Genomic DNA, 18,790 nt, shown 5'->3' with positions numbered 1-18,790 from the left:
GGCCAGGTGACCGATATAATCAGGAGAAGGATTGAGGAGGTCAATAGATTTGTATAAAAAATTATTTTTAACAGCAGCAGCAATTCCTGTAGCACTTATTGTTCCAACTGTAGCAGGTGCAGCTGAAACAGTTTCAGTCACTGGAGATCATATTGTCAACGCAACATTAAAAGTAGAAAAATTACCAAATGATAGTATCGTCAATGCCTATCAATGGTATTATCTAGAGGAAATTACTGGGGAAGAGGGTTCAACAAATAAGCCCATTTCTGGAGCAACATCTATTTCCTTAAAAGTGCCTGTTGAAGCAGCTGGAAAAAGCATTTTTGTGGAAGCAACTACGACAGACGGTAAAAAAATTAAAAGTGCACCGCGCACTATTCAGCCATTAGAGCTCGATATCACCATTCCGACCTTAGAAGGTCAATCCGCTGGTTTTGTAGCACCTGGAGAAACAGTGAAAGTAGCTGGTATTACTGTAACTGATAAGAATGGTGCAAAATTGCAAAGTGATCAAATTACATATAGTTATCAATGGTTTTATAAATTAGGTGATAACTCCTTTACTATCATAGAGGGTGCTTCAGGTAGTACATATACGATTCCGAAGGATGCCATTGAAAAGGATATTAAAAATATTGCTGTCACTGTCAAAGCAAACGTGGGTCTTTCCTTTGCGGAATCTAAACTATCTGATACCATCACTGTCTCTAAACAACCCACTGATACTTTAACGAAAGAGATTAAAGCTTTACTGGTCAATGATAATAAATACAATGTATCAAGCTTAGCAGAATTTGGTGCTAAAGTTACGGAACTAGAAAAAAACTATCAATCCTTATCAGCAGCAGCTAAAGGTAATGTGTCTAATTATGATGTCTTAAAGCGAGCACTTACTGATGTTGAATTAATAACTAAGTTAAATGAAAAATGGAGCAAAATAGAGACTAGTAATGAAAAAGAAATAAAGGAACTAGAAGATGCTTATAATAAGCTAGATCTGTTACAGCGTAGCTTAGATGTAGATGAGACCCTATATACGGGCATTAAAAATCTATTAAACGAGCCAAATGATCTTGAAGAGATAAAAGAAGTGAGAAAACTCAATCAAGCTATTATTAATTTATTATCTTATCAGAATTCACTTGTGAAGTATGTAGCTTCTGATGTTGATTCCTTACAAGCAAGCGTGAAGACAATCGAAGCAGATATTGAGAAATTATCACAAAGCTACCGAGCTGCTGTTCAAAACCAAGCAATTTTGTCTGAGGCTAAAACGGATATTAAAAAGGTCGAGCAATTCATTAAATCATTTGATAAATTAGCTACAAATAGTACGCCTAATAAACAAGTGACGACTGCTAAATCAATCCGTACAGCCTATGAAAAATTAACATATAAACAATTAAAATTAGTGCCAGATGTGTATGTCCAGCGTTTGACTACAGCAGAACGTGCAGAAGAAAGCCAAATTATAAATTTAAATAATGTTATAGATAGCTATATTAGCGATGATGTTTATCCGTTCAATCCGTCTGCTGGTTCATGGCAAAGTCATGTCAATAATGTTAATCAAATGATCAAGGAGTATAAGAGCTTAACGAAAGCCTCGGCAGCACAAATTATTGGCTACGATAGTCTTGTTAGCTTACAGAAAGATTTAAAAGCAGCTGAAAAAGTAATTAAAGATATGGATGCCTATCAAAAGTTATCTGCAACAACTGGTGTAACGGAAAGTAAACTTAATTCAAGCTATACAAGTACTTTAAAAGCTTATAATAATCTTACAAATTTACAGCAATCACTTGTATATAATGCTGAAGAATTTTTACTAAACACGCCAAAGATTTCAGTTGATGGCAATGGTAAAGTGCCTACTGATAAAGCAGCAGCAGAGGCGTTAAAGACGGATATTGCCAAATTTGCGGATGTTACGAAATATTCATTCAATCAATTAGAAACCGCTGTTAATACAGCTTCTGAATCCTATAAAAAATTGTCTTCTGCTGCAAGAAAATACGTGACAAATTATTATTTATTAACAGCAGCAAATAAGGATATTACAGGTGTAAAATCCTTCTATAAAAAAATACAGACTGCTAGAGAAGAAACAGATGCTGCGAAAAAGGCTAAAAAAATTGAAACAGTGCAAAAAGCTTATGCGAAATTACCTGCGAATCAGCAGCATTTAGCAAAAGAACAATATGAAGCTTTATTAAAAAATCAAAATATAGATGAAAATGCATCGAAAATTACACAGCTAAATAATGATATTGCCACAATTGTTTCCAATAATCTCTATGTCGTAACGATTGAACGTATTAAAAATCTTTCTACACAATATAGTAGCCTTAGTTCAAGTGAGAAAAAACTGATTACGAACTATGATATCTTAAAAACTGCGCTTGCAGACGTGAAAAAAGTGGAAAGCTTTATGAAGACCTATGAGAAATCCTTTGCTTCAAATCCAAGCACTGTGATCAAGGCATATGAAAAGCTTACATCTAAACAAGTGAGCCTGATTGATGCAGGAACTAGACAATTGATTATTGATAAGCAAAAAGGACAACAGCAAACGAATGAAAATGCATTGTCATTAATTGAATCCATCAATTCACTTCTTGTAAAAGGTGAATATATCAATGGTTTACAGGAGAAAGTAAGTGAAATCCGTAAAGCCTATGATGCTCTGAGTGATGCTGATAAGAAGGTTGTTAAAAATTATTCGAAGCTCACACAAGCAGAGGGTGATTTGAAGAAGGTTGAAGAGGTGCATGCTATATACGAACCAGCAGGGAGCAGTAATGATGCTGCACGTAAAGCGTGGCAAACAGCCTATGGAAAGCTCTCTAAAAGATTAGAGTTACTCTATACAAACATGTATCCAACGGAGCAATAATTGTAACTTTCAGATGGCCTCGAACAGTTTTCGAGGCTTTTCTTTATACATAAGATTTGTCTAGTAATTTGATTGTCCGCTATACTATGTACAACAAGGGAAGAAATTTTTTACATAAAGATTGTAGTTTCACAAAGAAGGTAGGAACAAAAGATGTATAAAATAGGTGTTGTTGGTCCCATTCAATCCGTTGAAAGAATTATTGCCTTAGCACGAGAAATCGAACAGGATATGGAATTTATTCCGTATATATATGAAGTGGCGACGGAAACAAAGCATCTTGTGGAGACACACAATCAGGCTGTCGATTTCTGGTTGTTTTCAGGTTACATCCCTTATAAGCTTGCCAGTCAAACGAATGTATCCAAAGATAAATTGACCCATATTATTTTTTCCGAAGCGGCTATTTATCGGGGTTTTTTAGAGCAATCCTATCAGCAAAAAAAGTTTATAGAAAATGTTAGTATCGATATTATTCCTTCGCCTTCTCAAATGGCTTCAGAAAGTCTTGCAGAGATTCAGCATAATGTCCATCATATGTATCTAAAGGAATTTGATGTCGCTATTGATCCACAAGAGCTATTTGATTTCCACTATAGTCTTTGGCAGGCGGGCAAAATTGATTTTGCGATTACTTGTTATCCCTCTGTAGATGAAGAGCTAAAGGAACGAGGAGTTCCATCTTATTGGGTTTCCCCGACAAAAACAGAAATTTATCATACAGTTCAACTTTTTACAGAGAAGATCAAAACGTCCTATTACAAAGAGACACAAATTGGTGCAGTCATGCTTGAAATTAAGGACTTCGATTCATTAAAAGAGCGCATGAAGCAAGGCTATCGTATTCAATATTTAGAATTGCGTACGAAGGAAAATCTACTACAGCTCTGTGAACAGATTGATGGTTCTCTTATTGAAGAGGGGAATGGCAAATATACGATCTTTAGTACAAGGGGTGCGATTGAAGGGCAAATACGATTCTTACAGGAAAAAATGTATCAGTTGTCGATTGAAATGGAGACAAAGGTGACAGCAGGCATTGGCTTTGCTCAAACAGTGTTCAATGCTGAGTTACATGCTCACCGAGGACTAAGACAGACGAAGAAAAATGAGGCTATTGACATCGTGATGATACAGGATGATGGCACCATTATTGAATCAGTAGGGAATGTAGAAGAGCTATCATATTCCTACCGAGCAGAAGACCCTTATATTTTAGAAAAACTAAAAAAAGGGAATATTAGTATTAAAACCTATATGAAAATCCATGCACTTGTACAAAAAATGCATTGGAAGCATTTTACGACAAAGGATTTAGCGACACAACTGCAAATGAGCGAGAGAAATGCCCAACGAATCGTAGCAGATTTATGTAATGTAGATTTGGCGAGAATTTGTGGGGAAGAATTGCAGCATACTCGAGGCAGACCTATTAAAATGTATCAACTTGTCTGAAAAATTACAGAAATGTTCCAAACCAATAAATGGTGTGGGACATTTTTTTATGCTTTTTGCAGCCTCAAATACTGATAAATCACTAAATTCAGCGGTTATTTAGGTAAATAATATGGATTTACGAAGACGATTATCTATTAGAAATTTTCAAAAAAATCTTGTCTTTTTATTGAACTTTGATTATTATACGAATATATAACGAAAATGTCGGTATATAAAAGGGGATTTACTTACAAGGGGGCAAGCATATTCAAGAGTAGTCGTGGCAATAAAGAGAGGATTTCTATATATGGGAGGGATATAAATGACAACAAATGAAATAACGAAGAAATCTAGAAATGTCATCCTTGCACTTTTATTTTTAGGCTGGTCTTTAGGGAATTTAGATCGCTATATTATGAACTATGCAGTGGTTTCGATTACAGGGGATTTGCAACTGGATGCATCTTCTACGGGTATTATTTTAAGCGCTTTCTTTTTAGGCTATGCCATTATGCAAATACCGGGTGGCTGGCTGGCCGATAAATTTGGCGCAAAACGAGTTTTATTGATGGCTGTTATTATGTGGTCTATTTTTACGGGTCTAACAGCTATTGCGTGGTCCTTAACAGCGATGATTGTGATTCGTTTTTTATTTGGCATTGGTGAGGGTGGTTTTCAGCCATCAAGCTCTAAAATTATTGCTACGATTTTTCCAAAAGAGGAAAGAGGTAGAGCGATGTCCATTATGCTTACTTCTGGTGGCATTGTTTCACTCATCGTCCCTTTACTAGCTGCTTATTTATTAGGAACAATTGGCTGGCGCATGATGTTTATCATTATTGGGGCAATTGGAGCAATAATTGCCTTTTTATATTGGAAATACATTAAACTCCCACAAGATGAGGCAGCTATAGCTGGAACAGAAAATACTACGAACAAAGTGAATTTTAAAGAATTATTGAAAACACCCCTAATGTGGAATTTAATCATTGCTTATTTTTGTATTTATGCAGTGAACTGGGGATTAGTTTCTTGGATTCCAACATATCTTCAAAAAAATCGAGGCTTGGATTTAATGTCTATTGGTTGGGCACAAACAATACCTGCCATTACAACGATAATTGGTGTATATGGTAGTGGCTATATCATTGATAAGTTACCAAAAGGTATGGAGAAAGTGTTAGGCTCCATCTCCTGCGCAGTCATTGGTCTTTTATTGTATTTAATGTTTACTGCCAAAACAGTGACGTTATTTATTGGTTACCAAACAGTCGTGTCGATATTTATTGCGTTTGTCATTACATTACTACCTGTTATTGTACTCAAGAAATTACCTTCTTCTATCACAGGTTCTGCAATGGGGATTGCCAATACAGGTGGACAATTAGCAGGATTTGTTACACCAATGGCAATTGGATTTATGGTTGATGCCTTTAATGGCTCCTTTGATGCAGCCTTTTGGATGTTAATTGGCTTTGCACTTATCTGTATTGTGTCGCTTGTCACACTAAACGACCAAAAAGGAACATTGTTAAAAGCATAATGAAATTGGAGGGACAAATATGAGTTATCATGAAAAAATTTCAACGTTAATTGAAGCAAAACAGCAAGCTACAGTAGCATTAAGCGATGCGATTTGGGCTGTGCCCGAGCTTCATTTTCAAGAAAAGAAATCGATGGAATATATGAAACAGGCACTAGAAAAAGAGGGTTTTAAAACAAAAGTCGGTGTTGCTGGTCTTGAAACAGCGCTTGTTGGAACTTATGGTTCTGGCAAGCCAGTTATTGCCTTTTTAGGTGAATATGATGCGCTTCCAGGCTTGAGTCAAAAAGGTGGGGCAACACAACATGAGCCTCTTGTGGATGGTGGAAGCGGACATGGCTGTGGTCATAACTTATTAGGTACTGGCGCATTCGCAGCTGCTGTTGCTGTAAAAGATTATTTAGAGCAAAATCATCAGTCAGCAACAATCCGCTTTTACGGTTGTCCTGCAGAGGAGAATGGATCTGGTAAAGCTTATATGGCAAAGGCTGGCCTTTTTGATGATGTTGATATCGCGATCTCTTGGCATCCAGGTACGTTTTCGACTGTGATGACATGTAGTTCTCTAGCAAACTATGCAGCAACGTTTAAGTTTACGGGCAAAAGTGCTCATGCCGCAGCTGCACCACATCTTGGACGAAGTGCTTTAGATGCTGTTGAGCTTATGAATGTTGGGGTAAACTACTTACGAGAACACATCATTCCAGAAGCTCGTGTGCATTATGCCATTACTAATTCAGGCGGGACTTCGCCAAATGTAGTTCAACCGTATGCAGAGGTAACGTATCTAGTTAGGGCACCTAAAAAGCAGCAAGTGCAGGAAATTTATCAGCGCGTTGAGAACATTGCAAAGGGTGCCACAATGATGACAGGGACGTCAGTGGACATTGAGTTTGAAGGTGCTGCTTCGAATCTTATTACAAATAAAACACTTTATGATGTGATGTATCAACAAATACTTGAAATCGGTATGCCAGACTATACAATAGAGGATGAACAGTATGCGCAGGCTATTTTCAATACGTTTACACCAGAAGTACAAGCAGCTTCATTAGTGGGCTTGCGTAAAGAAGATGCCAAGCTATTACAAGGAAAAGTGATTGCTAATCATGTTCCAGGCATGCTACCTGAATTTATTATGGGTGGCTCTACAGATGTTGGAGATGTTAGCTGGAACGTACCAACCGTGCAGTGTACAACTGTATGCATGGCATTAGGGACACCATTACATACATGGCAGGTAGTGTCTCAAGGAGTTACCCCAATAGCGCATAAAGGAATGCTACAGGCTGCTAAAATTATGGCTTGTACAGCCTTAGCGTTGCTGGATAATCCTCTATATATTGAAAAAGCGAAAAAGGAATGGCAAGAACGTCTTGATGGTGAAACATATCAATCTTTAATTCCAGATGGAACACAGCCACCTAAGCGCTAACAGGATAGAGTCTTCATAGGAGAACTATGGAGGCTCTGTTTTTGCCTCATTTTGAAAGGAGAACGCAACATGTCAACACAACCGAATCATCAGCATCAACTTTTAGCACAGTGGGTATCACAGTATCGTGCTACTGCCAAAGAAGGGCAATGCGCTAGTTATATCCCTGCTTTAGCCCAAAAAGATCCCAACCAATTAGCTGTGGCGATTGTTGGGACTGAAGGCCATGAAATCAAAGCGGGAGATACCGAAGAACTATTTACCCTTCAAAGCGTTTCCAAGGTCATTACCTTTATTTTAGCCTGTATGGATCGAGGCTTACCATATGTTTTAGAAAGAGTAGATGTTGAACCAACAGGAGATACCTTTAACTCAATTATTCGCTTAGAAAGTCATCAGCCAGGTAAACCCTTTAACCCGATGATTAATGCTGGAGCTATTACGGTATCCTCCATGTTGGCTGGTCATTCTCCACAAGAGAAGGTCACTAAGATTCTACAATTTTTAGAACAAATCATTGGAAAGCAATTAAGTATCAATGAAGAAGTATTCCAGTCAGAGTGGCAAACGGCTAATCGTAATCGAGCATTAGCCTACTACTTAATGGATTCTGGGTTCTTAGATTGTCCAGTAGAAGCGGCGCTTGAGGTTTATTTGAAGCAATGTGCAATTGAAGTCAATGTATCAGATTTAGCCATGATTGGCCTAGTTATTGCGAATGATGGCTATCACCCACTGTTAAAGAAACAGCTATTCCCTAAACAAGTGGCAAAATTAGCAAAGGCTTTGATGGTGACATGTGGTATGTACAATGCCTCAGGGAAGTTTGCGGCATTCATCGGCCTTCCTGCCAAAAGTGGTGTATCAGGCGCGATTCTTGCGGCTGTTCCAGGGCATGCAGGCCTGCACTCGCCGTTTCCTACTGGCTGTGGTATTGGAATTTACGGACCAGCGATTGATCCAATAGGAAACAGTGTGGCAGGTGTAAAGTTGCTAAAACAGCTAGCAACAGAATGGGATATGACGATTTTTTAATGAGTAAAGATGATTTCAGCGCTTAGTCTGAAGTCATCTTTTTTTCATTTTATAAATAATAAATAAAGCGATAAACCAAATTGGTGTTAACAGCAGTGCTGTACGCGTAGCCTCAGAAATAAACATCACAATTAATAAAAAGGCAAAAAATGCAAGCACAACGTAGTTGATAAAAGGTGTCAGTGGTGCTTTGAAGATGGAAGCTTCATGTAAATCACGTTTTTTTCGTTTGTAGATGATGTGCGAAATGATGATAATGCTCCACACCCATATAAAACAAATTGCACTGATTGTCGTCACAACACTAAAGGCGTTCTCTGGCATCAACTTACTTAACAGAGCACCAATTGATACAACAATAGCGGAAATAACGAGTGCATTACTTGGCACACTGTTTCTGTTGAGTTTTGCGAATGCTGGAGATGCCTGTTTATTGTTACCAAGATTATAGAGCATCCGACTTGTGGAGAATAACCCACTGTTACCTGCTGAAGCCGCTGAAGTAAGCACAACAAAATTGATAATACCAGCAGCAATCGGGATACCTGCTAATGTAAAGACTTGGACAAAGGGGCTGCTTGAAGCAGACATCTCATACCATGGGTTAATGCATAAAATGACAAATAATGCCCCTACATAGAAAAGTAAAATGCGAAATGGAATTTTATTAATGGCAGAAGGAATATTTTTTTGAGGATCTGCTGTTTCAGCTGCTGAAACCCCCACTAATTCCACCCCAACAAATGCAAAGACAACCATTTGGAAGGCCATTAAAAAGCCGTATATACCATTTGGGAACATGCCTCCATGTGCCCACAGATTTTCAACTGATACTGTTCCTGAACTAGTTTGAAAGCCAGTTACTAACATAAAAAGACCAATAATAATAAGCGCTACAATCGTAATAACTTTAATAATAGCGAACCAAAATTCTAGCTCACCAAAAAGCTTAACAGTTAATAGATTTAGTAGTAGTAACAATACGAGACAACCAATGGCTGGCACCCATTGTGGGATATCAAACCAATATTGTGTGTAAACCCCCACCGCAATAATGTCTGCCATCGCCGTCATAATCCAACAGAACCAGTATGTCCAACCTGTTACATAACCTGCCCAAGGCCCTATGTATTCGGATGCAAAATCCGTAAATGAAGTGTAGCCTGCATTGGATAGTAATAATTCACCTAAGGCACGCATCACAAAAAATAGCGCTGTCCCTACAATTAAGTAAGCTAGGATGATCGAAGGCCCTGCTAAGGCAATGGCTTTCCCAGAGCCTAAAAATAAACCAGTCCCAATTGTTCCACCAATGGCAATAAGCTGCACATGGCGATTTTTTAAATCTCGTTTTAATTGTTGCTGTTCCACGTTAATCCCCCTCAAAGATGCATAAAAAACTATGGCTGGAAAAATAAAAAGAGACTAGTTGTGACACTAGTCTCGGAAAAACGTCAGAATAACAAATACCATTTACTCGCAGATGTCTACATGAAATAGGTTAAATATTTTATGTAGCATCGCTTATAAAAGCTGTATTACTCCTCTGTCCTTTTGCCTGAGATAGTGAACCCTTCGGCGACGCAATGTGCGCTCTCTCCAGAACTGCTCCTGCTATAGTTTGATCCATAGCATTCATAGCTTATTAACTTTATAATCAATTATTATTGTAAGATATTATACATCCTAACAGTGCTTCTAAAATTATTCAACAATAAATTTTAGCTATTTTCAGAAAAATAGAAGAATAGGGTTCATAACTGGCATATCTCTAACGAAAAATAGTATTTTTGGTTATACAAAGTGTTTCGTGGAGGGTTTTTAAATATGAGGTGGATTATTGGAAGCTTGCTCGGTTATAGCTATCGAAGCGCTCAAACATATGAGAAACTCGCTCCAAAGAGGTGTCAAAGCGCTCAGACGGAAGTGAAAGCCGTTCCAAAAGAGTATTAAAGCGCTCATTTTTATGAGGACCCGACTCAAGTAGTGAAAACTCGTTTAAAGAAGACTTGGTATCAAAAAGGGGACTATATTGCGTTTTGTAGCATTACTTTTTTTATTTTAATGCATGATCAAGGACTTCGTATACAAGAAGCTCGTACAGCATCATTCGAAATAGATATAATATAGTAGAAACTCTGAATTTTTTAAAAAAGAAGTCGTCTCATAGTACTTTGAGACGACTTTTTTTGATGAGAGCATTAATATTTTTTTGCTTTTATTTTACCTGTCCAAGTTTTGAAACCACCTTGAAGTTGGTAAATTTGGTTGTACCCACGTTTTTTAAGAAATAGTGCAGCACGTGAGCTACGGCCTGTATTTTGACAGTATAGATATACTGGTAAATCTGGGCGGATTTCTTTATAACGTTGACGAAGTGTTGTCGAAGGAACATTTCGTGCACCAAGAATGTGACCAGCATCAAATTCTTTTTGCTCACGAACATCGATCAGCTGCGCTTTACGATAGCCTTCAATAAATTGCTCTTGTGTTAGGTTGGTTACGGCTTTTTTGAGTCGTAGTGCATTAATTCCGATATATGCAATTGTGACTACTAAAACGACACCGATTGTGATAAGTATGTCCAAGATTTTCTTACCCCTTTCTATCTTCTCTATTATTATAAAAGATGCGCTAGCGATAGTCCAATGAGTTTGATAAAATTAACTAGGTTGTAGCGAATTCGCCTTTTTCGTTACACAAGCAATTGTTCGCAATTTGAATTGTAGCATAATATTCGTTCAAGTTGACCCACAGGTGGGGCCTGATGGATCATTATATTTGTAGGAGATGAACATATGACAACTTGGTATTTTTTAAATTCAGGGAAATGTAGTCCTTCTTTTAATATGGCACTAGATGAAGCATTACTTGATTGGCATAGTGAGGGGTTAATTCCACCAGTAATTCGTTTCTACGAGTGGGAGCCTGCGACATTATCTATTGGGTATTTTCAACAAGCAAAGAGAGATATTAATTTAGATGCTGTGCGTGAACAAGGCTTAGGTTTTGTACGTCGTCCAACCGGTGGACGAGCTGTCCTACATGAACATGAGCTAACTTATAGTGTCATTGTGACGGAAAGCTATCCGAATATGCCAGAATCTGTAACAGAGGCATATCGTGTGTTAAGTGAGGGAATCTTGCAAGGTTTCCATAACCTGGGTATGGATGCCTATTTTAGTGTACCTGATACAGAGGAGAAAAGAGCGGACCTGAAGAGTCCAAAAAGTGCTGTTTGCTTTGACGCACCAAGTTGGTATGAACTTGTCGTAGAAGGGAAAAAAATAGCTGGAAGTGCTCAAACACGTCAAAAGGGTGTCATTTTACAGCATGGCGCCATTTTATTAGATTTAGATCAAGAGAAATTATTATCCGTATTTAATTTCTCCAGTGAAGAAGCGAAAAATCGTATGCGTAGAAAGCTACCAGAAAAGGCTGTTGCCATCAACAGTCTTGTAAAAGAGCCAGTGACAGTTGAGCAATGTGTGACAGCATTTAGAGATGGCTTTGCAAAATCGTTGCAAATTGAATTAAAACCATTTACACTTTCTGAGGAGCAATTAGAATATGTCCGAGCTTTAGAAGAAAAAAATATGCTTCAGATGAGTGGAACTTTAAAAAGTAAAAAATGGTATGAAAAAAATATTTTTTAACGTTCAATCCTAGTCATAACAAGTAGTTCTGAATCTATTAAAAAAAGCAAGAGTTGAATTAAAAAACTATATATAGTATCTTTTTTAAAGACATATACACAATATGTAGTGTTTAACAACACGAGATATTGTGTATTTATTTTGTAATGAAGAAAACAAGGGAGGCTAAACGATGGTACTCACAAATCATCAACCCGAAGTAAACAATCAATTTGAACAGTTAAACAAAGATATTGAACAATTCCCGCAGGTACACCCCGTAACATCTGATATGCATATTACACACAAAGGTGTATCGAGACTTGTCATGATCGATCGCTATTCGTTTAAAGACACAGAAAAGAAAACATTGAAAGCCGGCGACTTTGTTGTATTAACGGTAAAAGCTGATCCGAAATTCCCTGCACGTGGTTTAGGGACAATTCAAAAATTGGATATGTCTACAAAAACAGCAGAGATTTTGATTGAAGAAGATTATCGTAGCGCATTAGACGATCCGCAAGAGCAAGAAACGGGTGTGATTACGCGTTCAATTGACGTGTTAGAAAAGCCTCTTGAGATATTTTATGAACAAATTGCAAAACGAAATGCAACAGGCCTTGCTGCTGTTGAAAAAACACCAGAAAAACGCCTAGAGTGGTTTGAGAAATTTTATAAGCAATTAGTCTCTTTAAAATTCATCCCTGCAGGGCGAGTGATTTATGGAGCTGGTTCTGAAACAGATGTAACTTTCTTTAACTGTTATGTGATGCCATTTGTCGCTGACTCTCGTGAAGGGATTAGTGATCATCGTAAGCAAGTAATGGAAATTATGAGCCGTGGTGGCGGTGTAGGAACAAATGGTTCAACTTTACGTCCACGCAACACGCTAGCTCGTGGTGTAAACGGTAAATCATCTGGTTCTGTCTCATGGTTAGATGATATTGCGAAGCTGACTCATCTTGTCGAACAAGGTGGTAGCCGCAGAGGTAAGCATAATCTAGGTGCTTCTGCGTAAACAAACCTCGTGAATTGCTGGGAACTCTTTAACGGAAATATTGTCACTTTAATCGAGGTGGGAAATATGGATGTTTATGATGCGATACAACCACATGAAAATGTTAAAAAACGCATTATAAATGCACTGCTAGCTACAACGTAATCGGAAACGGTAAACGTGAATGCTTGAAAATAGCAGTGGGATAAAGACAATCAGCAGCCAAGCTCCTTTTAAAGGGGAAGGTTCAACGACCATCGAAAACACGCTAAGTTAGCGGAAGTGAGTAGAGTAGGAGTGAAGCCACTCCGAAGTGCGAGGGCATCTAATGAGATGTAAGATATGGTCTCAACTTCTATGGTGACATAGAGAGTGGGTGTAGCGAGCCCGCGTAAGAAATCGGCACAAATGATTATGCTAGCAGATTGGCATCCAGATATTGTGGAGTTTATTATTTCCAAAATGCAAAATCCACGTATTCTGCGTTACCTGATCGAAAACACAACGGATGAAACAATCATCCGTCTAGCCAAAGAAAAATTAAACTTCAAGCCACTTTCTATGCAAGAGGAAGCGATGTATCAAGGCATCGTGAATTATAAAAACATTGAAGGCTTAGGTGGATTTGATACAGCTATCATTCGTGAGGCTGAAAATAAATTACGTGATGGTGGCACGTACACTGTTCATAACCCAGAGTTTTTAACAGGTGCCAACATTTCTGTGACATTAACAAAAGAATTTATGGAAGCAGTTGAAAAAGACGCTGACTTCGAGCTTCGTTTCCCAGCCGTTGAAGAATATACAAAGGAAGAAATGAGCGTTTACAACACGAAATGGCATGAAGTTGGTGATGTTCGTGAATGGGAGAAAATGGGCTATAAAGTCCGCACATACCGTACAATTAAAGCAAAAGAATTATGGAATTTAATTAATGTATGTGCAACATACTCGGCAGAGCCAGGTATTTTCTTCATCGACAACGCCAATGACATGACAAATGCAAAGGCTTATGGTCAAAGTGTTGTAGCGACGAACCCATGTGGTGAGCAACCACTTGCACCATATTCTGTGTGTAACTTAGCTGCTGTGAATTTAGCACAGTTTGCGAATAAAGAAAATCAATCAGTTGATTACGAAGCACTACGTGAAACAGTTCGTGTTGGTGTTCGTATGCAGGATAATGTGATTGATGCGACACCTTACTTCTTAGAAGAAAATCGTGTACAAGCTCTTGGTGAACGTCGTGTTGGTTTAGGCGTTATGGGCTTAGCTGATTTACTGATTTACTGTGAAAAAGAATATGGTTCAGAAGCAGGTAATGCGTTAGTCGATGAAATCTTTAAAACAATCGCTGAAACTGCGTATGAGGCGTCTACAGAGCTTGCGAAAGAGCGTGGTAGCTTCCCGTTCTTAGTAGGTGCTACAGACGAAGAAACAGCTCGTTTACGTAAAGCCTTCACAGAGACAGGCTTTATGCAAAAAATGCCTGCTCATATCAAAGAGCAAATTTTAGCGACTGGTATCCGAAACTCACATCTATTAACTGTTGCACCAACAGGGTCCACAGGAACAATGGTAGGGGTAGCAACAGGTCTTGAGCCATACTTCTCCTTCACGTACTATCGTTCTGGTCGTCTAGGTAAATTCATTGAAGTAAAAGCTGAAATTGTCCAAGAATATTTGAACCGTCATCCAGAAGTAAATGAGCAAGAGCTTCCAGAATGGTTCGTTACAGCAATGGAGCTAAAACCAGAAGCGCATGCTGATGTGCAATGTATTATTCAAAAATGGATCGATTCCTCTATTTCTAAAACTGTAAACGCACCAAAAGGCTATACAGTACAGCAAGTTGAGAAAGTGTACGAGCGACTATATAAAGGTGGCGCTAAAGGTGGTACGGTCTATGTTGACGGTAGCCGTGATTCACAAGTACTTACACTAAAAGCAGAAGAAAATGATATGGATCAACTTTCATTTGAAGAGGAATTGGTTGAAGAACATACAAAACGTCCAGTCGTATTAGTAGATACGATTCAAGCGTTAGAGTCAACAACTGTTATTGGCTCAGACGTTGGGAATACATGCCCAGTATGCCGTAAAGGTACAGTCGAAGAAATGGGCGGCTGTAATACATGTACAAACTGTGGCGCACAGTTGAAATGTGGCCTGTAATAATATTTTAAATTAATTTGTTGTGGCTTTGAAATAAAGTTGCGATCTAGATAATTGCAAAGAAATACCTCTTTAGATATTTTATCTAATGGGGTATTTTCCATGTCTAACACAAACAGAACATCTAAAATTGGCTATATAACAAGAAGAATTTTTTTAGATGCAAATTACTTCAATTAAGAAACTTTTATTGAGCTACGGGGAAGCTTAGTCCAACCAAAAGAAGTGTTGTTAGATATATTAAATAAACTAAATGAAAATGATCTTGTGCAGCAATTCATTCAAGTTAGGGGTGGCACTATCAACATCATTTTATGGGTGATAACATTAAAGCAAAATAAGATTTTCCCAAGCATGTCTCGTAAAGCAACGTGTGCAGACAATGCGGCCATGGAGAATTCTTTGGCTAAATATATTACGGAGAAGAATTAATATCCTACAAAACATTAAAGAAGAAAATAGAAAAGTATATCGATTACTATAATAATGATCGAATTAAACAAAAATTGGCCGGCATGAGTTCAGTATTTTACTGAACTTATGCCAGCCAATTAGCTGCATAAATAAAACTCTAACTTTAAGGAGTCACTACCAATACAAGCGGTCTAACATTTTTTCTTTTTGTTTTTAGCCTCTTGTATTTGGCTTTTTCTATTCTGAAAGCTGTTCTTTTCCAACTGTATCTTTTATATAAGAGTGAGAGTTTGCGGCTTCTTCAATTTCCTTGAATGCCCAATGTGTTGCTTTGACATCTGGGAAGCTTGGTTTTGTGACGCCGTTTAATGGACCACGTTCAAACATGCGATTCATCATTACGACTACTTGTGCACGTGTTAAAGCAGCATTTGGTGCAAAGCTTCCATTCTCAAGACCATTGATGATGCCTGCAGTACGGTTTGCTTCAATAATCCATTGTGCCCAGTGGTCTTTTGTATCCTTGAATGTAATCGCTGCCCCTTCTTCTACAGAAAGCTGTTTATAGTTGGCTACGACTGCCGCCATTTCAGCACGTGTGATGTTGGCATTTGTATGGAAGTTACCATTGTTATCACCATTCATAATGCCCTGTTCTTTTACAAAGGCAATTGCTCCTGCAGCACTATGGTTTTTGGCTACATCCTTAAACGGTGCTTTCTTCAATGCTTGTCCTTCTGTATAGCCTAAAATACGAGCCATCATGATCGCTACTTGTGCACGTGTAACATTCTTATCAGGACCAAATGTGCCGTTTGGGAATCCTTTAATATAAGCATCATGCTCGCTTACCTCTGGCTTTTCAAATTGAATAATGGTAAACGTACTGAACTTATCTACAGTGAAGCGTAGACCAAGCTCACCCTTTGCCATTGTGACGACTTCAGGAAAGACCACTTTTTTCTCACCATCTGAGTGTTCAATAAAGACGGCTAGTTGCTCTAAGAATCTTTGACGTGCTGCTGCTTCTGTTGGTACATTTACATCTCTTAGTGGTAGTGTTACTTGTACTGGACGACTTGGCATATTTGTTTCTATTGTCATTGGACGAGCTACCACACCCCAATCGTTACTTTGTAGTGTCTCTCGGACAACTTTTTCTACTTTAGCGCGTTCTTCAATCGCTTGACGCTCGCTTTCTTTCTTCACTGGTACTAAACGGAAGTAGAAGTTATCGTCAAGGCCTTCCATTGAGCTATGTGAAATTGCAATATGACCATTTACTGTTGAAATTTCTAGTGATAAACCATTGTCACGTAATGTTTGTAGAGATTGCTTTGGAATTTCTACTGTTACTTTATCCACCTCATCATTCACATCAGGAATGACGATACGTGCAATGTTATTGCCAATTTGTTTTGCTTTTTCTACAGTTTCTAATGCTTGCGATGGTGTGAAGTTGACGAAGTCTGTCATTTCACCATTGGCATGTTTAGTGCGCTCAATTTCCACTGTTGTTTTTTCAAGTGGATGGTTACCATCAATTTCTAATGCTACTTGGATTTTCGTTGTTGTCGAGCTTGGATTAGTTGTTGCAGGGATAGAATTTGGCGTCCATGTATCACCATTGCTACTTGATTTTTGAACCGTAAAATTAATTTTATATGTTTTTGTTGTAAATCCATCTTCTGCTGTGACAACAATTGTTGTTGTACCTGGTAAACTTGTTGCATTCGTCACAACAGCACTCGCTTTATCCTTATCTGCGACAGTCGCCATTACCTTAGGAACCATAGTAGTGTATGACGGTAATTCAACATTGTATATTTCTTTTTGAGATTCGAACTCTGCTACAGATGAGGCGTTAATAGTTAGATTACTTAATGTTGCATTATTGCTTAAAGTTGGTGTTAAATTTTTAACCGTAAAATTAATTTTGTATGTTTTTGTTGTAATCCCATCTTCTGCTGTGACAACAATTGTTGTTGTACCTGGTAAACTTGTTGCATTTGTCACAACAGCATTCGCTTTATCCTTATCTGCGACAGTTGCCATTACACCTGGAACCGTAGTAGTACCTGCTGGTAATTCTACGTTGTATATTTCCCTATGAGATTCAAACTCTGCTACAGTTGAAGCATTAACTGTTAAGTCTCTTAATGTTGCATTATTGCTTACAGTTGGCGTTGAATTATTTTCAACATCCTCTAAAGTCTGTTCAATATTGCTATCTAAACTATAAAAATACTCAACTGTTTTAGCTTCACCAGGTTTCAAGTTACCAACAGCAAAAGTTAAACTAATCTGTGAATCATTTGTTGTTTCGGCTACTTTACCGTCATCATTAAATGCAGTTGGATCAAATGGGTTGGAACTATCAATAGATGCGCGTGATTTAGAATCTGTAGACATCAAAATCAATGCATTCCCAGTAATAGGACCCTTCGATAATACAACAGATTTAGCATCATTCGGATAGTTAAATGGAACCGAATTGATAGTATCAAAATTATCATTTTTATCCGCGTCAATATCAGGATCTACAGAACGCATATAACGTACATCTAAAAGTTCTCTATCTGTCATATTCGTCATTTTAACTGTAGCTTTAAAGAATTTATCATTTGCTTTAAATGAAACAGTTTGTTCTATTTTTAATGCACCATCAGATGTTACCCCACTCGTTTTTGCTACTAAATTATCTTCTGTCGATAAATCTTCATTAGTGCTCATTAGAATCTCCATAGATCCTAAAGCATTTGCATTTAAAAATAATTTTGTGCTATCATCATTTTCTTTATAACCAACATAAAATCCTTCGTATGGACTTCCAGGTAAGAAATAATCGCCACTACTCATTGCTTCCCCACTATCAAACCCATCAGAATCTACTGTAAATCCTAAATTTTCACGTCCAGTAGGATGGAAACCTATTGGGGCTGCACTTTCCGTTCCAAACGAACCACCTTTTGAAATCCCCATCTCAATATATTTTCCTCCAAGGAAGATATCATCACCAACTTTTTCATGTCTCGCATAGGAAACATTTTCCGGAACTATCATCTCTTCAGGTTGAGATTCTTCCGGCGCTATCGGCTCTTCAATTTGTGATTCTTCTGCTCCTACAGAATTTACAGGAAACAAGCTAAGTAATAACATACAAATTGTCATTATCAATAATTCTTTGCTTTTTTTCATAACTTTTTAGTCAAGTCCAGAC

9 protein-coding genes, 3 pseudogenes and 1 riboswitch are annotated in these 18,790 nt (G+C 37.9%); of the genes and pseudogenes, 9 read left to right on the top strand and 3 right to left on the bottom strand.

Features of this window, described 5'->3' with window-relative positions:
* Positions 1–49: 49 nt before the first annotated feature.
* The 5 genes from NP781_RS13655 (at position 50) to NP781_RS13635 (ending at position 8,349) form a co-directional block, all read left to right on the top strand.
* Positions 50–2,899, top strand: coding sequence for a hypothetical protein (locus NP781_RS13655; RefSeq protein WP_257520163.1), 2,850 nt, complete (start codon positions 50–52; stop codon positions 2,897–2,899).
* A gap of 153 nt (positions 2,900–3,052) precedes the next feature.
* On the top strand, positions 3,053–4,354 hold the full coding sequence (locus NP781_RS13650; protein ID WP_221680144.1) for a hypothetical protein: 1,302 nt from the start codon (positions 3,053–3,055) through the stop codon (positions 4,352–4,354).
* A 304-nt stretch (positions 4,355–4,658) separates the two neighbouring features.
* Positions 4,659–5,879, top strand: coding sequence for an MFS transporter (locus NP781_RS13645; protein ID WP_221680145.1), 1,221 nt, complete (start codon positions 4,659–4,661; stop codon positions 5,877–5,879).
* Between the two features lie 19 nt (positions 5,880–5,898).
* The gene (locus NP781_RS13640) at positions 5,899–7,314 is read left to right on the top strand and encodes a M20 family metallopeptidase (RefSeq protein WP_221680146.1); all 1,416 of its coding nucleotides are present in this window, start codon (positions 5,899–5,901) and stop codon (positions 7,312–7,314) included.
* Positions 7,315–7,383: 69 nt separating this feature from the next.
* Entirely contained in the window at positions 7,384–8,349 is a 966-nt protein-coding gene (locus NP781_RS13635; RefSeq protein WP_009370192.1) for a glutaminase, read from the top strand.
* A gap of 33 nt (positions 8,350–8,382) precedes the next feature.
* On the opposite strand, the gene NP781_RS13630 is transcribed toward NP781_RS13635, so the two are convergent.
* On the bottom strand, positions 8,383–9,720 hold the full coding sequence (locus NP781_RS13630) for an amino acid permease (protein WP_221680147.1): 1,338 nt from the start codon (positions 9,718–9,720) through the stop codon (positions 8,383–8,385).
* A gap of 165 nt (positions 9,721–9,885) precedes the next feature.
* A riboswitch (glycine riboswitch) is annotated at positions 9,886–9,962 on the bottom strand.
* Between the two features lie 588 nt (positions 9,963–10,550).
* Complete coding sequence (locus NP781_RS13625) at positions 10,551–10,937, bottom strand: rhodanese-like domain-containing protein (protein ID WP_004231073.1); 387 nt, start codon at positions 10,935–10,937, stop codon at positions 10,551–10,553.
* A 261-nt stretch (positions 10,938–11,198) separates the two neighbouring features.
* On the opposite strand from NP781_RS13625, the pseudogene NP781_RS13620 reads away from it, so the two are divergent.
* The 4 genes and pseudogenes from NP781_RS13620 (at position 11,199) to NP781_RS25665 (ending at position 15,692) form a co-directional block, all read left to right on the top strand.
* Positions 11,199–11,977 (top strand): annotated as a pseudogene (locus NP781_RS13620) (biotin/lipoate A/B protein ligase family protein).
* Positions 11,978–12,177: 200 nt separating this feature from the next.
* Positions 12,178–12,975, top strand: a pseudogene (locus NP781_RS13615) (ribonucleotide reductase N-terminal alpha domain-containing protein); the annotation flags it as partial.
* Positions 12,976–13,383: 408 nt separating this feature from the next.
* A pseudogene (locus tag NP781_RS13610) lies at positions 13,384–15,156 on the top strand (vitamin B12-dependent ribonucleotide reductase); the annotation flags it as partial.
* 410 nt (positions 15,157–15,566) lie between these two features.
* Positions 15,567–15,692, top strand: a complete 126-nt coding sequence (locus NP781_RS25665; protein WP_081456929.1) for an IS3 family transposase — start codon at positions 15,567–15,569, stop codon at positions 15,690–15,692.
* 115 nt (positions 15,693–15,807) lie between these two features.
* Here NP781_RS25665 and NP781_RS13605 read toward each other — a convergent pair whose 3' ends face one another.
* Positions 15,808–18,741, bottom strand: coding sequence for an S-layer homology domain-containing protein (locus NP781_RS13605; RefSeq protein ID WP_257520162.1), 2,934 nt, complete (start codon positions 18,739–18,741; stop codon positions 15,808–15,810).
* Positions 18,742–18,790 lie beyond the last annotated feature (49 nt).

It is taken from the genome of Lysinibacillus sp. FN11 (genome assembly GCF_024628845.1).
Classification (GTDB): Bacteria; Bacillota; Bacilli; order Bacillales_A; family Planococcaceae; genus Lysinibacillus; species Lysinibacillus capsici.
Note: the sequence above shows the minus strand (reverse complement) of the source record. Positions and strands in the feature narration are given on the sequence as shown.